14 protein-coding genes are annotated in these 21,498 nt (G+C 67.1%); 5 read left to right on the top strand and 9 right to left on the bottom strand.

The window, feature by feature from the left end; all coding sequences use genetic code 11:
- Positions 1–429 precede the first annotated feature (429 nt).
- Entirely contained in the window at positions 430–5,499 is a 5,070-nt protein-coding gene (locus tag JOD27_RS00105; RefSeq protein ID WP_307829766.1) for a PDDEXK-like endonuclease domain-containing protein, read from the bottom strand.
- 391 nt (positions 5,500–5,890) lie between these two features.
- Here JOD27_RS00105 and JOD27_RS00100 point away from each other — a divergent pair, with 391 nt between their 5' ends.
- Both JOD27_RS00100 and JOD27_RS00095 read left to right on the top strand, forming a co-directional pair.
- On the top strand, positions 5,891–6,163 hold the full coding sequence (locus JOD27_RS00100) for a hypothetical protein (RefSeq protein WP_204760047.1): 273 nt from the start codon (positions 5,891–5,893) through the stop codon (positions 6,161–6,163).
- Positions 6,164–6,353: 190 nt separating this feature from the next.
- Positions 6,354–7,409 carry a TOTE conflict system archaeo-eukaryotic primase domain-containing protein gene (locus JOD27_RS00095; protein ID WP_204760046.1) on the top strand — a complete coding sequence of 352 codons (1,056 nt, stop codon included), beginning with the start codon at positions 6,354–6,356 and terminating at the stop codon, positions 7,407–7,409.
- Here JOD27_RS00095 and JOD27_RS00090 read toward each other — a convergent pair.
- The 5 genes from JOD27_RS00090 to JOD27_RS00070 all read right to left on the bottom strand — a co-directional run bounded on the left by JOD27_RS00090 (position 7,378) and on the right by JOD27_RS00070 (position 12,764).
- Positions 7,378–7,599: a hypothetical protein gene (locus tag JOD27_RS00090; RefSeq protein WP_204760045.1), complete on the bottom strand. Its 222-nt coding sequence runs from the start codon at positions 7,597–7,599 to the stop codon at positions 7,378–7,380. The two genes, JOD27_RS00095 and JOD27_RS00090, sit on opposite strands and share 32 nt — an antisense overlap.
- A 106-nt stretch (positions 7,600–7,705) precedes the next feature.
- Positions 7,706–8,059, bottom strand: a complete 354-nt coding sequence (locus JOD27_RS00085) for a hypothetical protein (protein ID WP_204760044.1) — start codon at positions 8,057–8,059, stop codon at positions 7,706–7,708.
- 200 nt (positions 8,060–8,259) lie between these two features.
- The gene (locus tag JOD27_RS00080; protein ID WP_204760043.1) at positions 8,260–9,639 is read right to left on the bottom strand and encodes a glycoside hydrolase family 43 protein; all 1,380 of its coding nucleotides are present in this window, start codon (positions 9,637–9,639) and stop codon (positions 8,260–8,262) included.
- Between the two features lie 38 nt (positions 9,640–9,677).
- Positions 9,678–11,159 carry a family 43 glycosylhydrolase gene (locus JOD27_RS00075; protein ID WP_204760042.1) on the bottom strand — a complete coding sequence of 494 codons (1,482 nt, stop codon included), beginning with the start codon at positions 11,157–11,159 and terminating at the stop codon, positions 9,678–9,680.
- A 150-nt stretch (positions 11,160–11,309) separates the two neighbouring features.
- The gene (locus JOD27_RS00070) at positions 11,310–12,764 is read right to left on the bottom strand and encodes a family 43 glycosylhydrolase (RefSeq protein WP_204760041.1); all 1,455 of its coding nucleotides are present in this window, start codon (positions 12,762–12,764) and stop codon (positions 11,310–11,312) included.
- A gap of 408 nt (positions 12,765–13,172) precedes the next feature.
- Between JOD27_RS00070 and JOD27_RS45740 the strand changes: the two genes are divergently transcribed.
- Together JOD27_RS45740 and JOD27_RS00065 are read left to right on the top strand one after the other, a co-directional pair.
- On the top strand, positions 13,173–13,304 hold the full coding sequence (locus JOD27_RS45740) for a hypothetical protein (RefSeq protein ID WP_275591539.1): 132 nt from the start codon (positions 13,173–13,175) through the stop codon (positions 13,302–13,304).
- A 98-nt stretch (positions 13,305–13,402) separates the two neighbouring features.
- Positions 13,403–14,014, top strand: coding sequence for a MarR family winged helix-turn-helix transcriptional regulator (locus JOD27_RS00065; RefSeq protein WP_204760040.1), 612 nt, complete (start codon positions 13,403–13,405; stop codon positions 14,012–14,014).
- Positions 14,015–14,856: 842 nt separating this feature from the next.
- Here the strand turns inward: JOD27_RS00065 and JOD27_RS00060 are convergent.
- Complete coding sequence (locus tag JOD27_RS00060) at positions 14,857–15,300, bottom strand: hypothetical protein (RefSeq protein WP_204760039.1); 444 nt, start codon at positions 15,298–15,300, stop codon at positions 14,857–14,859.
- 146 nt (positions 15,301–15,446) lie between these two features.
- On the opposite strand from JOD27_RS00060, the gene JOD27_RS00055 reads away from it, so the two are divergent.
- Positions 15,447–16,358: an AfsR/SARP family transcriptional regulator gene (locus JOD27_RS00055; protein WP_204760038.1), complete on the top strand. Its 912-nt coding sequence runs from the start codon at positions 15,447–15,449 to the stop codon at positions 16,356–16,358.
- 724 nt (positions 16,359–17,082) lie between these two features.
- Here JOD27_RS00055 and JOD27_RS00050 read toward each other — a convergent pair.
- Together JOD27_RS00050 and JOD27_RS46340 are read right to left on the bottom strand one after the other, a co-directional pair.
- Positions 17,083–18,873, bottom strand: a complete 1,791-nt coding sequence (locus JOD27_RS00050) for a DUF2357 domain-containing protein (protein WP_204760037.1) — start codon at positions 18,871–18,873, stop codon at positions 17,083–17,085.
- A 277-nt stretch (positions 18,874–19,150) separates the two neighbouring features.
- A complete protein-coding gene (locus JOD27_RS46340; RefSeq protein WP_204760036.1) occupies positions 19,151–21,496 on the bottom strand; it encodes an AAA family ATPase in 2,346 nt (781 codons plus the stop codon).
- Positions 21,497–21,498 lie beyond the last annotated feature (2 nt).

Below are 21,498 nucleotides of genomic sequence, written 5' to 3'. Positions count from 1 at the left end.
ACAACGCTGTCGATTGATCCACCGCCAGCCGACCGAAGATCTCCGCGGGGGCCAGCTCCTGCCGCTCTTTCGCGGTCATGTGTTTCCGGCAGGTCGGCGCCACCGAACCCAGCGGCACCAACCGGCAAACCACCGCCCCGCACGGCGTGCCCGCGTTAGTCGGACGTCCGCACTTCCGACGGGCGGTCACTTTCCACCTCCGGATGTCGGACCACGCAGATCATCTTGCGCTCTGCACCAGCCTTCGCACCCATTCCCGAGTCTCCTCCATGACCACACTGAAACCGCAGGTCGCGCCGGCGCCGTTGGCTGCCGTTCAACACAGTCGAACACCGTTGGCGCACAATGAATCCTCTCATTTAACTCCCACTCCCAGCCACTCCCATCAGTCCGAAAAGGACTATCGTGGTGGCCAACACGCTACAGGCCTCAACTCCGAAGGGCTTGAACTGCAGCGAATCGGCTTTTCACGTTGTCGGTGAGCCGCTTCAAGCCGAGCAACTCGAGCACAGCACGCTGCAACGCCTCCTCGCTGACGTCACCGACTCGTGCGGCGACGTGGTCGAGCATCGCTGCGAGCTCGGCCGGAGGTACCTCGTCGAGGGACCGCGGTCCCAGCTGGCGCATGCGCACCTCCGGTTGGTCGGGCAACCGATACGTGCGTGGCTTGATACCGCTCTCGCCAAGCGGGTTGTCCTCGATGAGCTCGCCTTTGCGCACTGCTTGGGAGATCGCCTTGTTCAACTCGCCTGCGACCAGCTTCGTGACCCGGACTGCGCCCGAAGCACGGACATACGCGGTGTGCAGACGGCTACCCAGCACGGGGCCCTCCGCGTCAACGAGACGCATCAGACCGCCGAGCAGGTCCTGCCGTGAGGCCTCACCGACCTGAACCACGGTTCCGTCAAAGTGCCGGTATGCGGCAAGCGTTGAATCCGCGGCAGGTAGCGACGCCTCCTCGTGCTCCACGACCATCTGCTCGGCGACTTCCGACAGTTCAATGGTCACAACGGATTCCGGCAGGCCGATTGGCTCGGCTACTGCCTGCTTGGACACCACCTGCTCCGGAGCAGCCGGGTGAACAATGTCCAGTCCGGACACGGATGATCCGGGAAAGATTGCGACGGGGTTATCGGGCGCAGGTTCGACGACAGCCACAAGCCGGGGCGGCGTCGTGGCCGGCTGGTCTTCGTCTTCCGGCGTCCATCCGGACGGGTAGATGTCCAGCTCGTGCAACGCATCCCACAGCCGCGCCAAGACAGCAGGCCGGTCGGCGTAGAACTCGGACTCGCGAATGCGGAAGAAACGCCAGCCACACCGCTCCAGATCGCGCTGCCGGGCAAGGTCGCGCTCGTACGCGTCCGGCCCGTGCCACGCGTCGCCGTCACACTCCACCGCAAGCCTCGCTTTCGCGCCCACGACAACCAGGTCGATGCGATAGCCCTCGGCCGGGAACTGCGGGACGACGCTGTACCCGCGGTCGACGAGCCGGTTGAACACCCGCTGCTCGAACAGCGAGTCGAAAGGCCCCACTCTCCGATCCTCGGGCACAACCGAGGACCTGGCGTCATCCGTACCGCTGGTGCGCCCGGACAGCGCGTAGCAGTAGTCCAGCAACTGGAACCGCATGTCCTCGGCGTTGCCGAGGTCGGAAAGGCGCAGGGAGTGGAACACCCACATCTGGTCCTTGGCGCGGGACGCGGCGACGTTGAAGCGCTGGACGTACATGTCCTGTGTCAGCGAGGCGATCCGCTTGCCCGGCTCTGGGGCCTTGACCATCGACAGGAACATCACGTTGCGCTCGGAGCCCTGGAAGTCGGCGGAGTCACCACACCGGAGGTCACGCGCCTTCCACTCCTCCGGCGGGATGCGCTCCAGCAGCCGCTTCTCGATCCTCTTCGCCTGGGCGCGACCGAGCAGCGACACGACGCCGAACGTCATCCCGTCGTACCGCGGGTCGGCGATGCACTTCTCGATCTGGTCGACGATGGCGTCTGCTTCCACCGGGTTGACCTTGTCCGTCACGCCGCGCTCGTAGCCGTTGTCGAGGAACACCGGCTTGACCGGTTCCAGGCGGTCGGCGCCGTACTGGCGTACGGGCACCAGCCGGATGCCATCGGGCTCGTAGGCGATCCGGTTCGAGAAGCCGATGATCTCGGGCACGCACCGCCGGTGCTCCACGAGCGTGATCATGCCCTCGAAGCGCATCTTGGCCTCGTCGAACAGGCTGCGCTTGGGGTCCTGCCACGACGCGCGGTACGGGTCGTCCCACAGGTACTGCTCGGCGAGGTCGCGCAACTGCTGCTGGTCGGTGCCCACGGCCGAGGGCGAGACCTGCTTGTCGTCGCCGATGACCACGATCTTGGGTGCGAGGTACTGGAGGAATGTCGCTTCCAGGCCCGCTTGCGAAGCCTCGTCCACTACCACGACGTCGAACATGTTGGGCTGGACACGGAACTGCTCGGCGATCCGGTAGACGGGCATGATCCACACCGGCACGGCGGGGCGGCAGCGGTCCATGGCCGCCTTGATGTCGGCCCGGCGCTGGTTCGCGTAGACGCCGGTGCCCTTGCCGAGCAGCTTGACCAGCTGGGCGTACTGGAGCAGGTCGGCGCGGGCCTTGCCGGACAGCCGCTCTGGCGACACGGCGTAGCCCCACGCCCGTTCGGCTGCCAGCCTTTCGACCCGGTCGCGCACCTGCTCCTCGACGTGCAGCACCTCGGCTTGCAGAGCGTTGACGTCCTCATCACCGCGTCCAAGGACCCACGCCCGTGCTACCGCCCACGCCCACGCGGCGTCCCAGTCGGCCAGTTTCTGCGGCCAGGCGGGGTCGCGCGGGTCCGCCGAGACAGCCTGGTGCACCTGTGGCATCAGGTGGGCCAGCTTCGCCGCGATCTCGTCACGGCGCCGCGCCAGCCCCACGACCTCGGTCAGACGCGCCAGCCTGGCGTACGCGGCCGCATACGACTCGTGGTCTCGATCCTCTGCGGCCTGCGCCAAGTGCTTCACGCACGGCGCGGCGTCAGCCCACTGAGCCACGTCGGCGATGGTTCGCACGATCTCCTGCAGTGGCACGGTGGCTGCGCTGCGGGCATCGGACGCGGCTGCGGCGTCGACGAGCCGGGCATAGGTCTGGACGGCGTCGAGATCAGTCCAGTTCGGACGCGGGAGGCCGAGCCCCGCCAGGCCGCGTTCCTCCGCTTCGAGGGCTTCGCCGAGTGCCAGCACGCGGCGAAGCTGTTCCAGTTCGGTCACGTGCCACTGGAGCCGTTCGCTCAGCGTGTCCTCGGCGGGGATGTGCACCGAGTCGGGCCACGCCCGGTCCAGCGCGTCCAGCGTCCTGGTGGCCTCGACCCACATCAGGAAGACGTCGAGCTGGTCGGAAGTTGTGGGTGGGACACCGTTGACTCGCACCGCTTGAAACAGCGGCTGGGCCTGTTTCACGGCCTTGGGGGCGAACGCCCCAGTCTTGGGTGAGCCGTCCGGGTTGGTCTTGAGCTTGCCGCCGTCGCCGATGTGTGCGCGCAGCGCACCGGCCAGGGCTACGAGCGCGCCCATGTCGGCGGAGCCGACCTGCACCTCGGTGAGCGGTCCGAGCCGGTCGACGACAGGACCGGCACGACCGATGAGCTGGGCGATCTGGTGTCCGCGGGACCGCCAGTGGTTCGCACGCCCTGCGAGCACTTCGGAGAGCGCGTCGTTCATCCACGCCTCGCGCCGCCGGGACAGGTCCTCGGCCTCGCGCGCGAACCCGTTGAGCCGCTGCCGAAGCACCGTCCGCGTGGAGTGGTCCAAGCGCCGGACGCCTTCGAAGGCGGTGTGCTGCGTGAGGTTGCCGTGCCCCTCCTCGGCAGCGACGGCCTGCCGTTCCGCGGTGACGAGCGAGAAGAACGCCTCGGGGGCGGGCACGTCGGTGAGGGACAGCAGTTTGAGCCGCGCCTCGGGCTCGTCGGTGTTCAGTGCGTCGTCCACGACGCTGCGGTGCCACTCGAGGATGTCACTCGCGGGGAGTGGGGATGGCACGACGCCGTTCACCGCGACCAGGTCTGCCAGCCAGCCGAACCGCTCCTGCTCCGCTTCCACGCGCTGTGCGATGGCGGCGAGCGTGCCGCGGTAGTCGCCGGCCTCGTGCTCGACGACCTCTTCGCCGCGCGCATCGAGCAGCCGCCGGTACAGACCGGCACGGCGCACGCGGAAGTCCTCGATCGCGGCGATGTGTTCCTCAATCGCCCGGCGCGCGCCCTCGGCATCGTACTCGCTGGCCACATGACTGATCCGCTCCACGGCGACCTTGAGGTCCGCCATGTCCGAGCGCGAGGACCCGACGACCGAGACGGCCAGCGGCGCGATGGCCTCGGGCAGCTTCGCCCGCACCTCTTTCAGGGCTCGGTCGGTATGCGCGGTGACGAGGACACGCTTGCCCTGCGCAAGGAGATGTGACAGCAGGGCGGCGACGGTGTGGGTCTTGCCCGTCCCAGGAGGACCCTGCACAAGCACCTGCGCCTTCGCGTCGACCTGGGTGAGGACGCGCAGCTGCCGGTCGTTGACCGGCAACGGCAGGAAATGCTCGGAGTCGAGCTCGACCAGTGCTCCAGGCTCAGATGAGCTCTCCGCCGCAGGCCGGTGATCCGGATCCACGAGCGGAAGCAGCCCGTCCGGGACGACGCCCGACTCGCCGAGCTGCCCGGCGACCGAGTCGAGGATGTCGACGATCCCCTGCCGCGAACGCCTGCGCAGGATGACAGCGGGCGCGAACGCCGCCACAGCGTGCGCACCCGGCTTCTGCGGATCGTCCTCGTCGAGGTACGCCGCCTCGCCGTCGAGGGCGTGCACCAGACGGCGCAGTACGCCGCCAACTTCGTCGCGATGCAGAACGGCGGCGGTCACCTCGCGGGCTTCGTTCCTGATCTGGACGACACGCTGCGGGTCGGCCACACGACCGGGGTCGAGCATGTCCAGCTCGACGTTCAAGCCTTCCGCGGCCTCGGCCTGCTGGAGGGTCAGCCGCCCGGAGCTGTCGTCGAACTGGACCACCGCGGGCACAGTCGCAAGGTGACGCCGCACGACATAGTGGCCGGGTGGCGCCCACGACAGGCAGCCGACGCCGAGGACCAGCTCGAGTTCCTCGGCATGTCCAGCTGCGATGACGTAGGCGGAGAACAGCTCGTTGTAGACGTTCCGTGCAGCTCGATCGGTTTTCTCTCGCTCAGCCCACTCGGACCAGCGGGCCTCCCACTCCTCGTGGACCTCCCGAATCCCTTCCGCGTCGGCGAGTGCGGTGCGCTGTTCTCCCTCGCCGATCGACTCGCGCAGACGTGGCGGCGCGGCTGGGTCGTCCCACTCGCCGTCCAACCAGGGCCGCAGTTCCGCTGCGGGCTCGGGCGGATCCTGGTGCGCGACCCGGTCGACGGTGAGCAGGAAGTCGCTGGTGGCCTGTGCAACCTCGCGATGTGCGGATCGGATCGCGGGGTGCTCGGGCAGATTTCCGAACCACAACACGGACTCGTAGCTGTCGGTAGTGCGAGGTGGATTGGACTTGAGCTGCTGACTCCGCGCGAGGAACTGGAAAAGCCGTACCGCTCGATCAACCGTTGTGCCCCGCGCACCCGGAGCAGCCCAACCATTCGCCACGACCGTTCCCCCTTACTTCACCGCCGAACAGACCGTGGTGCACATCGCGGAGGAGGCATGGGGTGATACAGCCGACACCAGACCGTTATGCCGCAGTCCGTTCGACAACGCAACACTCCGCGTTGCCTGCTACCTACGAGGCGTAACGACGCGGTGAGTGGCATCCTGACCACTAGGAAGGAAGTTCAGCAGGTCGGGTGACATCCTGATTGGGAGCACCTCGGTGCCGGTTCCGAATGATGCCGACACACCCTCGATCGTGAGCTCGGCGACGTGGACATCGGCGTACGGGCCGTCAGCACCTGTCGCCGTCGAGGGCTGGATGGACTGCCGGTGGAACGAGCGCAATGGTCGGCCGTTCGTCGATTTCACCTGGGAAGGCAGCGACGAAGGCGATCAGATCAGCGGCAGCGGCTGGGCCGGTCTGGCCGAGAACGGCACGCTGACCGGACGCCTGTTCATCCACATGGGCGACGAGTCGGGCTTCACCGCGACGCCGTCCACCAGGGGCAAGAAGCACAACGAGGCTTGAGCAAGTGGCACAGGCGTGCAGCTGGCGTCTACCTGGCCGTCCGAAGAAGTTCGGTAAGGCGCTCACCAACGACCGAGACACCTGGTACCGGTTCATGCCCGAAGAAAGACTTCTTGTGGCGCTCAAGCAGCTTCTCTCCATCGCGCGACCATGAAAAACCGGGCTTGCGCAGGAGCGCACGGAAGACGAGATGCGCGCCGTCGGGATGACGCTGCACCAGCCGACGGATCGCCAAAGGCGAGACCGACTCGTCATGCAGGCATTCGCGCAGCTGGGCGAGACCCAATTGCGTTCCGAGAACGCACGATTGTTGCGGTTGCTGGAGTTGACTCCGAAGCAGGCAGCGCCACCCGGCCCGGCGCAGACCGGCTTCTTCGAAGCCCATCCCGGCCCGGTCGACCGGCAGTCGGCTCCGGATGTGAAGGTGGACTTCTTCGCTGCCCTGTTCGCCGCCCGGACCGACATTTATGCCACCCGGTGGGAGAACACCCGCACTGGCAAGGCCGGATGGCTGCCGGCAGTGCGTGGCGGGTGGCGCAAGGGCGTGCGGCACGAGGACCCGGACCACCTGCCGCTCGACAAGGACGTTCTACACACCCACCTGACTGGTGCCGCGCACGTCGGGTTGTACCCGCTGTTGGACGGCGATCTGTGCTGGTGGCTGGCAGCCGACTTCGACGGGCAAGCGGCAATGCTCGATGCCTTGGCATATCTGAAGGCCGCCCGGACGTGGTCGGTGCCCGCAGCGCTGGAGGTATCGCGTTCGGGCGTCGGCGCGCACGCGTGGGTGTTCTTCGCCGCGCCCGTACCCGCCGAGACCGCCCGTCGGCTCGGCACCGCCCTGCTGTCGTTACTCGGCCGGATGAGCCCAGCAGAGGTCAGCAGAGGTCAGCCGAGTCGCTCGTCGCGCCGGACAAGTCGCCGTCGGCGCGAACATCAGTCGGCTCAACGCCCCGGTCTCGACCCGGATCCGGGCCGCCGCGTCTCCAATCGTGCACGCCCGGCTCAACTCCGGGATCCGTGTGGAGTCCGACGAGCTGACCCCCGCGTTGCACGCGACGCTGAAACACGCGGCGTCGATGCCGAACCCGCTGTTCTACGAGCGCCAGCGCTTGCGAATGTCCACATTGGATACACCGCGGTTCCTGCGCAATTACGACGAGACCCTGGACGGCGGACTCATCCTGCCGCGGGGCCTGGCGGACACGGTGGCGTCACTGGTCGAGCAGGTAGGCAGCCGTCTTGAGGTGACCGACGAACGGCCGATCGGAGAGGCGCAGGAGTTCACGTTCACCGCCACGCTGACTCACGCGCAGCGAAAGGCCGTGGACGACCTCCACGAACATGATCTCGGAGTGCTCGCCGAGCAGCCGAGTCCAGACTCTTCTCGACGGCCACGAGGTATTGGTGTACGCCACCTCGAGCCGCCGCGACATTCGCCGTTTCACCACAGCGCACGCCACGCTGGAGGCGCATGTCCGGATGCCGCTACCGGTGGCCTGAGCAGGTACGGCCGCGAATGCCACGACGGTCTGAGGGCGATCAGCGCGCCCAGTCGGCCACGATCTGCTGCCGCGTCCTCGCCAGGGTGATCGTGCCGGCGCAGACCTGCTTCTTGAGCGTGTTCTCTTCCTTGTCCTTGCTCTCGGCCGTGCGGTCGCTCCCCGTGGTGCCGGCACCGTCGCGAGGCTCGGGCCACAGGTTCTTGGGATCGCGCGGGGCGCCGCCGAGCTCGAGGGACACGAGGTGATCCTCTTCCAGGTCGGCGTTGGGAATGCTGGCCTCGCCGTAGGCGATCTTCTGCTGGTTCTTGAGCGCGGTGGTGTAGCAGGCCGGCGGCCTCACGATCGCGGTCCAGCCGGACACGCAACAGCGAGCCGCAGTCGGGCTGATCACCTCGGTCCATCGGCTCCGTGTCCCACCGACGAACCCGCATGCGGCACGCAACATCCGACGACAGATTTTCGGACGAGCCGGCTTCTCCTTGCTGCGCAGCCGGATTCCGCTCATGTCTGATCACTACGCGCCCCGTCAGCGCCGCCGGACGGCGGCGCTGACGGGGCGCTCGTGGTGAGCGGAACACCTGTCCGCGGGTGTCAGTAGACGACGCGGAAGGTGGCGTCGGCACGGCCGGTCGCGGTCGTGATCTCGTCGATGCGCAGCACGTAGGCCGAGTGCCGCAGGTAGCGGGTCGGGTAGTTGACCGAGCGGAACGACGACCAGGAGGCATCAGCGAGGCCGGCGACCCTGGTGAACGTGGCGTCGGCGGCGAAGATCGCAGACCCGTCGTTCTGCATGAGCTTGACCTCGAAACCCTGATGCCGCAGGAAGTAGCCTGGCTTGTTGACCGACTCGAACGACACCGCGTTCGGGTCGGACAGGCCGGCCCGCAGCCGCCACTGCGAGTCCTGGTACGGCTCGAACGGCTGCTCGTCGATGCGGCCGACGGAGTCCGCGTGCCGGACGTAGCGGCCGGGGAAGTTGAGCGACTTGACCAGGTTCCAGGTCGTGCCGCCGTAGCGGGCGAGCAGGCGGTCACGGTCGGCAGCGGTGATCGGGTGGATCGTGTTGTGCTTGCCGTTCAACGGCGCGGTGTAGGACTGGCGGCCGACCTTGGTCCACGTCGCGGCGGCGAGGTCGCCCTCCCACAGGTCGAACTTGGCGTTGGGGCAGTAGGTGTCGGCCCACAGCCACCACTTGTTCGCGGTCAGCGACTTGACCAAAGTCGGCGCCTCGGTGCACCGGTTGTCGCCGATCGCGCCGCTGTAGCGGGTGAAGCTGCCCGGCTCCAGCGATGTTGAGCGGGCGCCGATGATCCCGGTCGTCGCGTCGTTGCGGTAGTACAGGTAGTTCATCCCGTCGACGTTGGTGATCACGTGGGAGTCGATGACGGCCGTGCCGGGGTCGAAGAACACGACCGGCGCGGTCGCCGTGACGAAATCGGTGGTGTAGGCGACCGAGATCACCGCGTGCGAGCCGCCCGGCGGGATGGTCGAGAACGTGATGCCGTAGGCGTTGCGCGACGGGTCCCAGTGCAGCGCGGGCGCCCAGCTGAAGGAGGTGGTGTTGGTCGAGTTGACGTTGAGCAGCCGGTCGGCCGACCAGTTCACCAGGTCGGGCGAGGTCCAGATGTGGATGTTCTGGTTGGGCTTGGTGAACGAGCCGCCCACCGGGATGTCGGTCGCCAGCACGACCCACGTGCCGTTGTTGAGCCGGGTGATGAACGGGTCGCGGATGCCCTTGGTGCCCGCGGTCGGTGTGAGGACGGCGTTGTTGTCGTTGAGCGGAGTCCACTCCAGACCGTCGTTGCTGACGGCGAGGTGGACGGCGTTGACGTTGCCCGAGCCGTTCAGCGACTCCTTGAAGTACCCCATCACGTAGGCGGCATCGGCTGCCTGTGCGGGAGTGGCGCCGACGCTCACCGCGAGCCCCATTGCGACGAGCCAGCACACGGCCAGCCGGAGAAGTCGTACCATGATCGTTTCCTCTCGTGATCCGTGCTGCCGTGTCCGCGTCAGGCGAGGTCCCACTGCTGGACGGCCAGGCCGTTGCAGGTCCACTGCCGGATCTCGGCGCCGGGCTGGGTGCCCCAGTTGTAGTTGTCCAGGCACAGCCCGCTGTGCTTGTTGACCAGCGTGGTGCGGCCGTTGGTGGTGGTCAGCCGCCACTGCTGAACGGCCAGGCCGTTGCACGTGTACTGCTGCACCGGCGAACCCGGCGCGGTCGCGAAGTCCTTGTCGTCCAGGCACAGACCGCTGTAGCCGTTGAAGATCTCGTAGTAGCCGTCGCCTTTCGGCGTGAGGTACCAGTCCTGCACGGCCGCGGTGTTGCAGGTCCATTGCCGGACCTCGGCGCCGGGCTTGAGACCGAAGTTGTAGTTGTCCAGGCACAGCGCGCTGTGCCGGTTCTTGATGTGCACGCGCGCCACCGGACCGCCGGTCTCACCCGAGGGGCCTTGTAGCACGGTGGAGGTGGAGACCGGGGTGCCCAGGTTCGGCGTGCCGTCGGCGTTCCACGAGATCTTCTGGACGCGGGTGGAGCGTGTCGTGCCGCAGCCCTGCGACGCCGAGTCGTTGGCGTGGTAGGCGATCCACGTCTCGGTGCCGTCCGGCGAGGTGAAGAACGAGTGGTGGCCGGGGCCGAACACGCCGTTCGCGTCGTTGCGCTCGAAGATCGGGTTCTGGAACTTCGACCAGGAGCTCGCCGCCAGCGGGTCACCGCCCGTGTACTCCAGCATGCCCAGCTTGTAGTTGGGGCCCCAGCACGCGCTGGCCGAGTAGGTCAGGAACGTGCGGCCGTTGCGCTGCAACGCGAACGACCCCTCGTTGACGTTGCCCTCCTGCCGCTCCCAGGCCAGCGTGGGCGCGGAGATCCGGGTGCCGAACGCCGAAACCGACCACGGCGTGTCCATTGGCGCGATGAACAGCGACTGCAGGCCGTCCGAGCCGAACGCGGAGAAGTGGAAGTAGTTGGCGCCGTTGAGCTTGAGCACCGCGCCGTCGATCGCCCAACCGCCGTTGGGCATCAGGTTGAGGATGCCGCGGTAGGTGTACGGCCCCAACGGGTCACTGCCCGCGCTCTCCAGGACGTGCGTGCGGCGCTCGCCGAACCCCGCCTTCGGCTGCACCGAGTAGTAGATGTACCAACGGTTGTTGATCTGCTCCAGGTGCGGCGCCCACATCGTGCAGCAACCGTCGTTCTGGGTCGCCGTGAAGACCCGCTGCTCCGGGGCGCTGCGCAGGGCGGCGATCGTGGTCGACTTGCGCATGACGATATCGGAGGTCCACGTCGTAGCCACGTAGTAGTACGCGCCGTTGTAGGTGACCAGCGTGGGGTCCGCGCTGTTCGGCAGAGGCACGACGGGGTTGACGAACGACGGGCCGGGCGCCGCGACCGCGACGTCCGGGCCGATCAGCACTGACGACAGCGCCACGAGGAAGGCCGCGACGAGCGACAGCAGACGCCGCGAGGCTGGACGGGACCGGGAAGACATCATGATCACTCCGGAGGCCACGGGGTTTCGGACTCGTGCGGGCGCGCACGGCCGCGTTGCACGACACAGGGACAGGCGTGACCGGCTCCACGGTCGGGTGGAGCGGCCGGAGGCCTGACTACCGCCTGAGGCTCGGCTACGACAGGTGAAGCGTCACTCCAGGATGAACGTGGAGTCCGCGCGGGCGACGGTGTCGGTCGCGGTGGTCAGGTTGACGGTGGTGCCGTTGTGGCGCAGGTAGCGGCCGGGGAAGTTCTGCGACTCGAACGACACCGCCGAGCTGTCGGCCAGGCCCGCGCGCTGGAAGAAGCTGGCGTCGTTGCGGAACAGCGCGCTGCCGTCGTTGCGCTCGACCCAGAACTCGTAGTTGCGGTGGCGCAGGTAGTAGCCCGGGAAGTTGGTCGACTCCAGCGACACCGTGCCGGAGCCGTTGAGGCCGGGCACGATCCGGAACTGCGAGTCTGCCAGCGGGTTGACGCCTGCCTCGACCTTGGCCCGGTACTCCCAGTGCCGCACGAACCGGTCCGGGAAGTTGTACGACTTGAGCCGCACCGGGGTGACGCCGTCGGCGACCGGGATGCCGAAGTTCGGCGTGCCGTCGGCGTTCCAGTAGATCTTCTGCACACGGGTGCGGCGGTCGGGGTTGTTGAGCGGGTCACCGACGATGTCGCGGTAGCTGCGGTCGTGGTAGACGAGGATGTCGCTCTGCCCGTCCTCGGACACCGTGAACGAGTTGTGGCCGGGGCCGTACTGGCTCGTCGCGGAGTTGCTGGCGAACACCGGGGTCTGACTCTTGGTCCACGACGAGGGGTTGAGCAGGTCGGCCGTCGACGACGCGGAAAGCATGCCGAGGCAGTAGTTCGCGTCGGTGGCGCTGGCGGAGTAGGTCAGGAAGATCCGGCCGTCGCGCTGGATCACCGCCGGTCCCTCGTTGACCCTGTTCCTGCGGGTCTCCCAAACCAGCGTCGGCGAGGTCAGCTTCGTCACCGTCCCGGTGATCGTCCACGGGTCGGCGCCCATCCGCGCGATGTAGATGCTGGAGTCGCCGCCGGGCTCGGCCTGCGCCCAGCTCAGGTACCGCACGCCGTTCGCCACGAACGTGGTCTCGTCGAGTGAGAACGTGTCCCACGGCGTGACGATCCGCCCGCGCTCCACCCAGGTGCCGGTGAGCGGGTTGGGGTCGGAGGTCTCCAGCACGTACATCCGGATGCGCCACTTGTCGTCGGACCGCCCGGCGGTGAAGTAGACGTACCACTTGCCGTTGATGAAGTGGATCTCCGGCGCCCAGATGTGCGCGCCCATCTCCCCGCTGGCGTGCTTGCGCCAGATCACCGTCTCCGGCGCGCTCGCCAGTCCCTGGATCGTGGTCGCCCGGCGCAGCACGATCCGGTCGTACTCCGGCACCGTCGCGGTGAAGTAGTAGAAGCCGTCGGTGTGCTTGAAGACGTGCGGGTCCGCCCGGTGCTCCGCCAACGAATTCGTGAACTGCACGCCCGGCGATGCCTGCGCCGCCGGCATCACCACCACCTGGCCTGCGAACGCCGTCGCGACCGCCAACGCGACCACAGCGAGCCTGCGGGCAAACCGCCTGGGAACAGCAGCGTTCATCGGTCCACTCCATCGTGGGTCGAGGTGACGCGGGGGTGTGAACGCTAACAGTGGCCGTCCGTGCAGCTCAAGACCTACTTTCCAGAAAGTTGCACCTTCCGGTGGTCCAGCGTGCACTGATTGTCGTATCCAAACTCAGAGCGATCCGTTGCATTCGCTAACATGCGACGTCGTGGCGGGATCAACGGATTCACCTTGGTGAACCAAACGGTGCTGCTCACCCAGGGTCTATCCGAACAACATCCCTGTTAGCGCTAACAGGGGTGCTCCCGCCGGTGCCCCTTGTTGACGCGGAAACACTGCACTGACTCGCGGTGTCGACGCCCGCATGATCGGGCCCGTGGCGACAGAGAGGTTAAGCTCCGCCGGGCGCGAGGTGACCTGCGGCAAGTTGCCGAGCCGATAGCCGTGGTATCACCAGCGCTGTCGCCGGGGCATCTGCTGCGCCGGGCGCAACAGGTCCACACCGAGTTGTGGGCTACCAGGGCCGAGGGCCTCACCGGATCGCAGTACGCGACGCTGGTGGTGATCGCCGGGTGAGACGATGTCGACCAGCGCCGGGCGGGCCAACTGGCCTCGTTGGACAAGTCTACGGTCGCCGAGGTGGTGCGCCGACTGGTCGACAAGGGGTGTTGGCCGTGCTGCGACCGGCCGACCGTCCGCAGTTCGTCGAGCGACTGGGCCGGGTGGCGCGCATCGAGGAGGCCGACGTCGCCGGCCAGCAGCACGAGGCTGGCGTGCTGCTGATGCGGGCGACGCCCGGATACCTGATCCGCCGCGCCCAGCAAGTGCACACCACGCTGTGGAGCGCCACCGTGAGCGAGGTGACCGGGCCGCAGTACGCCGTGCTCGCAGCGGTCGTCCGGCTCGGAACCGCGGATCAGTCTGGCATCGGCGAGGCCGCGTCGCTGGATTCGTCGAGCACCGCCGACGTCGTCGCCCGGCCCAGTGCCGGCGGCTGGCTCACCAAGGAAACCGCGCCCGACGATCGGCGGCGGATGCGGATCAAGCTCACCACTCCGGGCAGGGCCGCCCTGCACAGGTCGGCCGGGCCCGTCGAGGCCGTGCAGTCGCAGGTGCTGGCTCCGCTGAAGCGTGACGAGCGGGCGGAGTTCATCGGCAAAGCGTCTTTATCAGGTAATGCTGCACCGGACGTGAGGAAGTCTTCGCCGCTCGGCACCACCAGCACCAGCAGGACGTGCGGGATGTCGAGCGGTGGCACATCACGATGTGGCCCGAGGCCTGAGTGAGTGCTTCTTCGCACACGGTCGACGAGCTACGCCTCCGCGCAGCGCCCGCTCGGAAACTTTCCAACAACAACACGTGCTCCGGCTCCGCCCGGCACCTCGATGATGTGCCCAACCAGGCACGCGCCGGCAGGCAGCTCAGCCGCATAGAACAAACTGCCCATCGGAGCGGGGTCTCCCTCGCGAGCGACACGCACTACCGAGCCCTCGCCGAACCCGGCTTCTCTCAAGCGCTGCTGGGCGGTCTCTGCATCAGCCGCGGTCGCAGCCCTTCTCACAGCGGCGCCCGGACAAGGGTTGCCGCTTGCATCGAGACACAGTCCTACACGGTGGATCACGCGATCAAGGTCAGGCGTTCGTGACCCGGCCTCGGCCCGCTGCGCGTCGGTGATGGGTGCGCGCCCGCCGCTGTCCTGCGCTTGCCGGAGGCACTGCTGGTCGGCGTCCGGCGTGGCGACGCCGACGCATGTGCCGCCCTGTGGCTTGGGGTGCTCCGGCCGGATTGCGCCCACAATCCACCACGCTCCAAGGCCGAGGACCATGACGGCCAGGACGCTCAACGCCACGAGACTCGTTCGCCGCAGCGAGCGGCTACGGGACAGCTCATCTGCTTCTTGATCAGCCACACATCATGATCAGCACAGCGCCACGGTGGTCAAGCATGTCTCGACAACAAAAGGGTGAGTGTGTCTTGAGACGTCACGCATCATCTCGACCTCTACCGCACCGTCGGCCAGCCAGTGCGGGAAGCCGAGGCGCTCAGTCTGGTGGGCTGGTACGCCGCGCAACTGGGGATCGATGATGGGCGCCGCGGTTGCTGTTGCCGCGGCGCCCATCCGGTTGGATCAGCGGAGGGATTGCGGCGTGCCGCAGTCCCACACACTGCCGCTGCCCTTGTTCTTCCAGGAGCACATGGTGGCCGTCCCCCGGATGAACGTCCCGGGGAATGTCTTGTGACGGTTCGGGAACGTGAAGCCCTTGTTGTTGCCCACCGTGACGAACGGGATGTTGTAGGTACCTGCGCTCGATGTGATGTTGATGTAGAGCGCACTCTCTTTACGGTGGAACCCGGTGTCCTCGATGTGGCCATTGGCCGTGACATCGTTCTTGCTGACGACGACGGAGCCGTCGTAGTAGCCGTCGACACTGTGGACGCTGACCGCTTGCTGCGTTCCCACCCGCTGCACCGTCCCCGTCGATCCTGGCGCGGCCAGGGCCTGCGAGGACAGCGTCAGAACGGTGAACAGGGCTGCCAGCGTCACGGCGAGCGGTTTGACAATCGATTTCAAGATGGTTCCTCCCCCTTGGATTGGTCGGTCTGTCGCGAGTTGGCCACGAGCGGAACGACACGCCCACATGCGGCTTCTGCTGCACGATGCCCTGTTGGGGCGGGTACCCGCTCTCGAAGCGGATCCGGTTGGGTCCCGTCGTGGTGATGTCCACCATCACGGCCGCGCGCAAAAAACCCGCTAAATCTCCGTTGTATCGCCTGCTCCCAGCCGGTATGCAGGAGTGGGGAGGGGTCGCGGTGGCGGAGGATTGTCGCATCGTGGTGGGGGTGCTGGGTGAACTGGAGGTGTGGCTGGAGGACCGGCCGCAACCCGTAGGGCACGCCCGTCAGCGGTCCGTGCTTGCGGTGCTGGCGGTAGAGACCAACCGGGTGGTGCCGGTGGACGGCCTGATCGACCGGGTCTGGGGCGAACGCCCGCCTGGCACGGCGCGATCGGCGTTGCGGGTCTACCTTTCCCACCTGCGCCGGGCGCTGGCCCCGGCCGGGATCACGATCACCCGGAAGGGCAGCGGCTACGCGTTGTTCGCCGAGGCCGACTCCGTCGATGTGCATCGCTTTCACCGGCTGCTCAACCTGTCCCGGGCGGCACCCGAGCCTCGACAGGCCCTCTGCATGGTCGAGGAAGCCCTGGCGCTGTGGCGGGGCGAACCGCTGGCTGAGCTGGACACCGCCTGGGCGCGGGCGGTGCGGGAACGATTGCGCCGGGAACGCGCCGCGGCCGAGGCCGACCGGGTCGACTGGGCGCTGGCGTGCGGCCGGCATCCGCAGGTGCTGCCGGAGTTGACCGCACGGTGCGAGGCCGACCCGCTGGATGAGCGCGCGGCCGGGCAGCTGATGCTCGCGCTGTACCGCATCGGGCGGCAGGCCGACGCCTTGACCCACTTCCAGCACATCCGGCGGCGGCTCGTGGAGGAACTGGGTACCGATCCCGGAAAGGCACTACAAGAGCTGCACCAGCGCATCCTCACTGCCGACCCCGCCCTCGCCCCACCCGGGATTCGAACCTGCACACTTCTCGGCAAATCAGAATGGCCACTTGATCGCTCGACGCAGTAAGCCTGTGCGCTAGCAAGTAGGCCAAAGTAGACGACGGCGCGCCGTTCTCGCCGGCGGCAGACGTACTGCGGCAGACAACACCTCAGCCCGGATGGGCTGTGTTGTGGGATGGCAGGCGCAGTTCAGGTCAGGACGACACAGCTTGGGCATAGTCACAACTTCGAGGCACCCGGAGGCCGCCACCTCACAAGGTGGGTTCGGTTGGCTATCGATGACGTCGTTTCGCACAGGTTGACGCTTGTTCAGTGCAGTTCGGCAAGTTCACCCGTTCGCGGCGACCCCATTTGCGCCTAGTCAAAACGAAGGAGTCAGCGGCTCCAGTTTCACTCCTTCATCCGCCTGTTGATCATGAAAATGATGATCAATCGAAGATCGTTCCGGGCGCACGAAAAAGCCCGCTGACCTGGGCTTTCACCCAGAATCAGCGGGCTGATTCAGACCGTCGGGACGACAGGATTTGAACCTGCGACCCCTTGACCCCCAGGGCCGTCCGGTCAAGTGCACAACCAGCGGAAACACTGAAGCCGCAGGCCGCGACGGCGCCGTTGGCTACCGTTCAACACAGTCGAACACCGTTGGCGCACAATGGATCCTCCCATTAACTCCCACTCCCATGGCTCGCCGTCGATCGCCCACAGAGGATGGTCTCGCACAACTACACTCGTTATGTCGACCGGCTACGTAGCGGATGCCTTCCTATGACACCTACTGCCGGATGGCCCGATCAATCGCTTGAGACAGCGCCACATCGAGCGCAGTCAACCTTGGTCGCGCTGTCGCAGGTTCCGCATGTGGAACAGATGTAGACCCGAGGGCGGGCCCAGCAAGCGGACGCCAGCACGTCGTGCGACAGTTCCTTCTCCACCACGTCTTCAGGACCACCTGTCCGGTCCTGCGCCTGCGGCGTGGACAGTACCGGGAACCTGTCGCCGCACGAGACACACAAACGCGTCTCCCAGGAGCCGCCGCAGTTCCCGCAGACGCAGCGGTAGGTCGAGTTGTCCCGGGCCGACAGGGCGCGATCCGGCCTGATGGAGGGCTGACGGCACAGCGGGCACGTGGTGAGGCTCCGGACTTGCAACCCTGCTGCCACGAGGTCGGTGGTGAGCTGTGCCGCGCGCGCCTCGGTAGCCGCCGTGCGCCGGTTGCCGTGCACCTGGTGGAGAGCGGTGATGGCCGCTCGCGCCATCGCCTCTTCCGTCACGTCGGCGGGAGCCCGGTAGGCCTCCAGGCCGTGCCTCGCCGGGCGCACCCAGCTGAGCAGCTGCGCCAGTGCTGCCGATTCCTTACCGGACGCAGTCACGACAGGCGGATAGACCCGATGCAGGCTTCCGTCCACCGCCCAGCGCAGAGCGCGCGACACACGGTCCACACTGTCGATCTCCAAGGGGTTGACTGGGACCACCGCGCAGACCTCACCGCCGGAGGGCGTTCGATAGCCGTGTGCTGCCTCCTGCAGATCAGGTGGAAGCGCAACGCGCTCGTCACAGTTGCCTGGATAGACCACCGCCATGGGGACATCACCCACCGGGCCCGTGCTCAACGCATCCGCGAGTGTCGACTGCAAATCGGCGGCATCTCGCGCCGCTGTGAGGCAGTGCGAAATCGGGACCACCCTCAGCACCGGCGCGCCATCACAAGCAAGAGTGATGGATCCATCGACGTCCCAGCCCACCTCGAAGAGATCGTCGCCAAGGCAGAACATGCGGACAGCTTCGCCGCGGCGAGGGCCGTCGGCACCCTCTACGGGCAGCAAACCGAGCCTTGCCAGGCCTTGGACGACGAGGAGGGCCACGAAGGTGTCGAAGCCGTCACACCAGTCCCTCAGCTGTCGGACACGGTCCTCCTCAGTCGCGGTGCGTCCCTGCTCACTCGCCCAGACCTCCCACAGCGATCCGCATCGACGGTAGTGCGGATCATTGACGAAGAGGTTCGTACCAGGCACGCGGAGTCCTGGGTTCAGCGGCCTCGTGACCCCGGTCCGCAGCGGACTACGCCCAAGTGCGGAGAGGTCCGCGCGTAACGCCTCCGCCTGACGACGTGCTTGATCGAGCTCCTGATCGAGGCGGACGTCCCGGAGCACCTGGCCGACGCGCTCGAACGCCGCCACGCGCGTCTTCCAGGGCCGCGCGGACGCGTCGTCCAGGAATCGCCGCACGTCCTCGAACATCGAACTGATCCGGCTCAACCGCACCAGGCGTTCCGTTGCGTGCACCAGAAGCTCGTCGAGCAGCATCGCGACGATCCGGTTCTCCACGAGCTCCGTGTCGGCCACAGTGACCTGACCGAGGAGTCGATTGGGGTGCACGCCGGTGCGCCCGCGGGAGGCCCACGTCTCGCTGTGCTGCGCCAGGTGATTGATCGTCCTGGATGAGATCCGGCGGACCATGCTCACCGGCATGAGTTGGTGCTCGGTGCGCAGCCGGGTGTGGGGTGAACGGCACACCGCCGCGAGATCGCCACGCCACTCGTCGAGTGCCTTCTCGACGCGGTGTGGTTTGAGTGCCTCCCGCACGTCTTCTCCGACCAGCAACGGCGACAGGTCGAGCCACCGCCGCAACGACCGGTTCGCCGGCTCCATGTCGTTCAGGTCCCGGCGGAGCCGCACGACGTGGTTGACAAACGCCTGATCTGGAACCGCCCACTCCGCGAGCCGTTCGGCATCAGGCCAGCCGTGCCGTGAACTGACGATGGGTTCCCACCAGCCGGTGTCCCGCGTGCCGTAACGCCCCAGGACGAGCATCGCGGGAGGTGACGCCGCATCGAGCCCGGTGAGTTTGTCGTGCACCGCCTCACCACCCGCCACGGTCGCGGATCTCTTCGTTCAGCAGCGCGGACGACTCCGCCGGCTGCCAGGCGTCCGCGCCGAACCGGCCCCACTCGGCCTTCAGGTGGTCACGCAGCGTCTTCAGCCGGTCGCCGCGGATCTCGACCCGGCCGCGGAGCTTGCGAAGGAGCTTGGTTGCGATCAGGTGATCCGCTGCCTCGGCCGGGGACCCGCCTGACGCCACCACCACAGGGACGAAACGCTCCAGCTGGCGCCCCACCCGAGAACCGGCGGTCAGCCCGAATTCGTCGCGAGTGAACTCAACCAGCTCGTCAAGAAATCCGCTCACCACCCCCACTTCCTCGTGGTGCGCTCGCTGCGCCGCAGTGAACCGCTCTTCGAGCGCCCTGGTGGAGAAGGGATCGATCGGCGCCACCTGCTCCGCCTCGAAGCGTTTCGGCCGGGCGGGCAGCTCAGTGACGTGGGCACGGTCGTACGTCTTGTCCGCGAACGCCACCGTGGTCTCGTCTTGGTTGGCCGTCCCGATGAACCACACGTTGTCCGGAATGACGATCTTGTGGCCGTCCTGCAGCAGCCGGGGCGCCGGTTCGACCCGGCCAGTCATCAACTCGAGGGTGAGCTTCTCCGATTCGTGGGAGCGCCGGAGTTCCAGGACGTGCAGGACGTCGCTGAAGTACTGCTCCGGGTGGGACAGGTTCATCTCGTCGAGCACGATCAGGAACGGCTTGTCGACGTGCAAGGGCTGCTGGGCGCGATACAACGCCTTGGTGAACGCGCTCTCATAGAACCTGCGCTCGAACGGGTTGTAATAACCCATCAGATCTTGCGGACCGCGCCACTCGGCTGCCACCGGAACCACGACGCAGTCGGCGCCGATGGCCGCAGCGAAGTCGCGGGGGAAACTCGTCTTGCCGATGCCGCTGATCCCCTGGAGGAGGTGCAGGCGACTCATGGCGAGGCCGCCGAGGAAGCACCGCACGTCGTGATCGGAGAAATAACGGCCGCGAGCGCCGATCCGGTGCCGAACTCGGTGGACGAGGTCGGGCAGCGCGGGGGCAGGTGCCGGGAGGCGGGGCGAAGCCTGCAGCTGAGGGTTGGCATCCATCAGGATGCACTCCTGGAACGGGGACTGGCCCTCCTTGCGCTGCTGGAACTGGTCGATCTCCAGCCGCAGCTCGTCGTGGGCGGTCTTCAACACCGCATACCGCTTGTTGAGCGACTCGGTCACGAGCCGATTGGTTTCACGTTCGGCGACGCTGATCCGGTTCAGCTCCGCGCCGCGCTTCAGTTCGGCGTTGCGGCGGACCAGCTCCGTGCGTTCGGCTTCCAGCTCCTCCACACGTCGCACCAACTCCGCGTAGCGCTCCTGGTCGAACGGCGTCGCACTGGTGATCTCTCGCTGGAGCCGTTCGTTATCCAGCCTCAGTCGTCGCAGTTCCTCGATCACCTGCTCCGGCCGATCCCCGAGCACCGCGTGGGCGGCGCGCAGCTGGGCTATCTCGGCAGCGCGCTCTTTGGAAAGTTTGTCCAGCGTCTCGAACTTCAACCGCCAGCTGTCCGCTTCGTGCGTCAACCGGTCGAAGTCGTTGCGGTACTCGTCTTCCAGCGTCATCCGCTGGTCGGCTTCTCGCTGTCGCATGATCTGCTCATGCGCGACGGCCTTCAACTCAGCTCGGCGTACTTCGACTTCCCGCGTGGCCAGCTGCGCCTCGACTTCTGCCGCTCGACGCTCGCGCTCCTTGAGCAAACGCTCGGACTCGGCAATTCGGGCAGCGACGTCCTGTTCACGCTCGGCGAGTTGCCGCTCCAGTTCCACGAGCCTGCCGGCACGCCGCTCCTCCCACGACACACGGAGGCTGTCGAGCTCTTCCTCCAGCCTGCCCAGCCGCTTCTCGCGCAGTGACGCGAAGCCGGATTCGGCTTCGTCGCGCAAGGCATTGAGTTTCGCCTCGCGTTCGTCAAGTGCTTTGCGGCTTGCCGCGAGCTCACTCCGGCCAGTGGCAAGCTCAGCCTTGGCTTCACGGACTTCGGCCTGCTCGGCCGCCAGCGACTCACGTTCTTTCGTCAGCCGCTCGGTGGCCTCCTCCCATTGCCGTTTCCTCCGATCGGCCAGCACATGTGCCTTGAGCGCGGCGTCGTATGCCGTTCGCAGGTCGGGGAGTCCCGTCTCCTCGGTTTGCGCCGGGTCCCCGACATCGACGGGCAGGCCGAGTTCTTTTGCGGCCTCGGTTTCCGCGGCGGCGAGTTCAATCGCCTGGTCAGGCAGCGCACTGGTCGTGGCCGTCGCCGACTGGCGTGCGGTGCTCGGCCGCCGACGCGCCGTAGCCGTCTTGCGGTGGTTCTTGCCCACGG

Source organism: Lentzea nigeriaca, assembly GCF_016907955.1.
Lineage (GTDB): Bacteria > Actinomycetota > Actinomycetes > Mycobacteriales > Pseudonocardiaceae > Lentzea > Lentzea nigeriaca.
The sequence above is the reverse complement of the archived record's forward strand: the minus strand, read 5'-3'. Positions and strand labels throughout refer to the sequence as shown.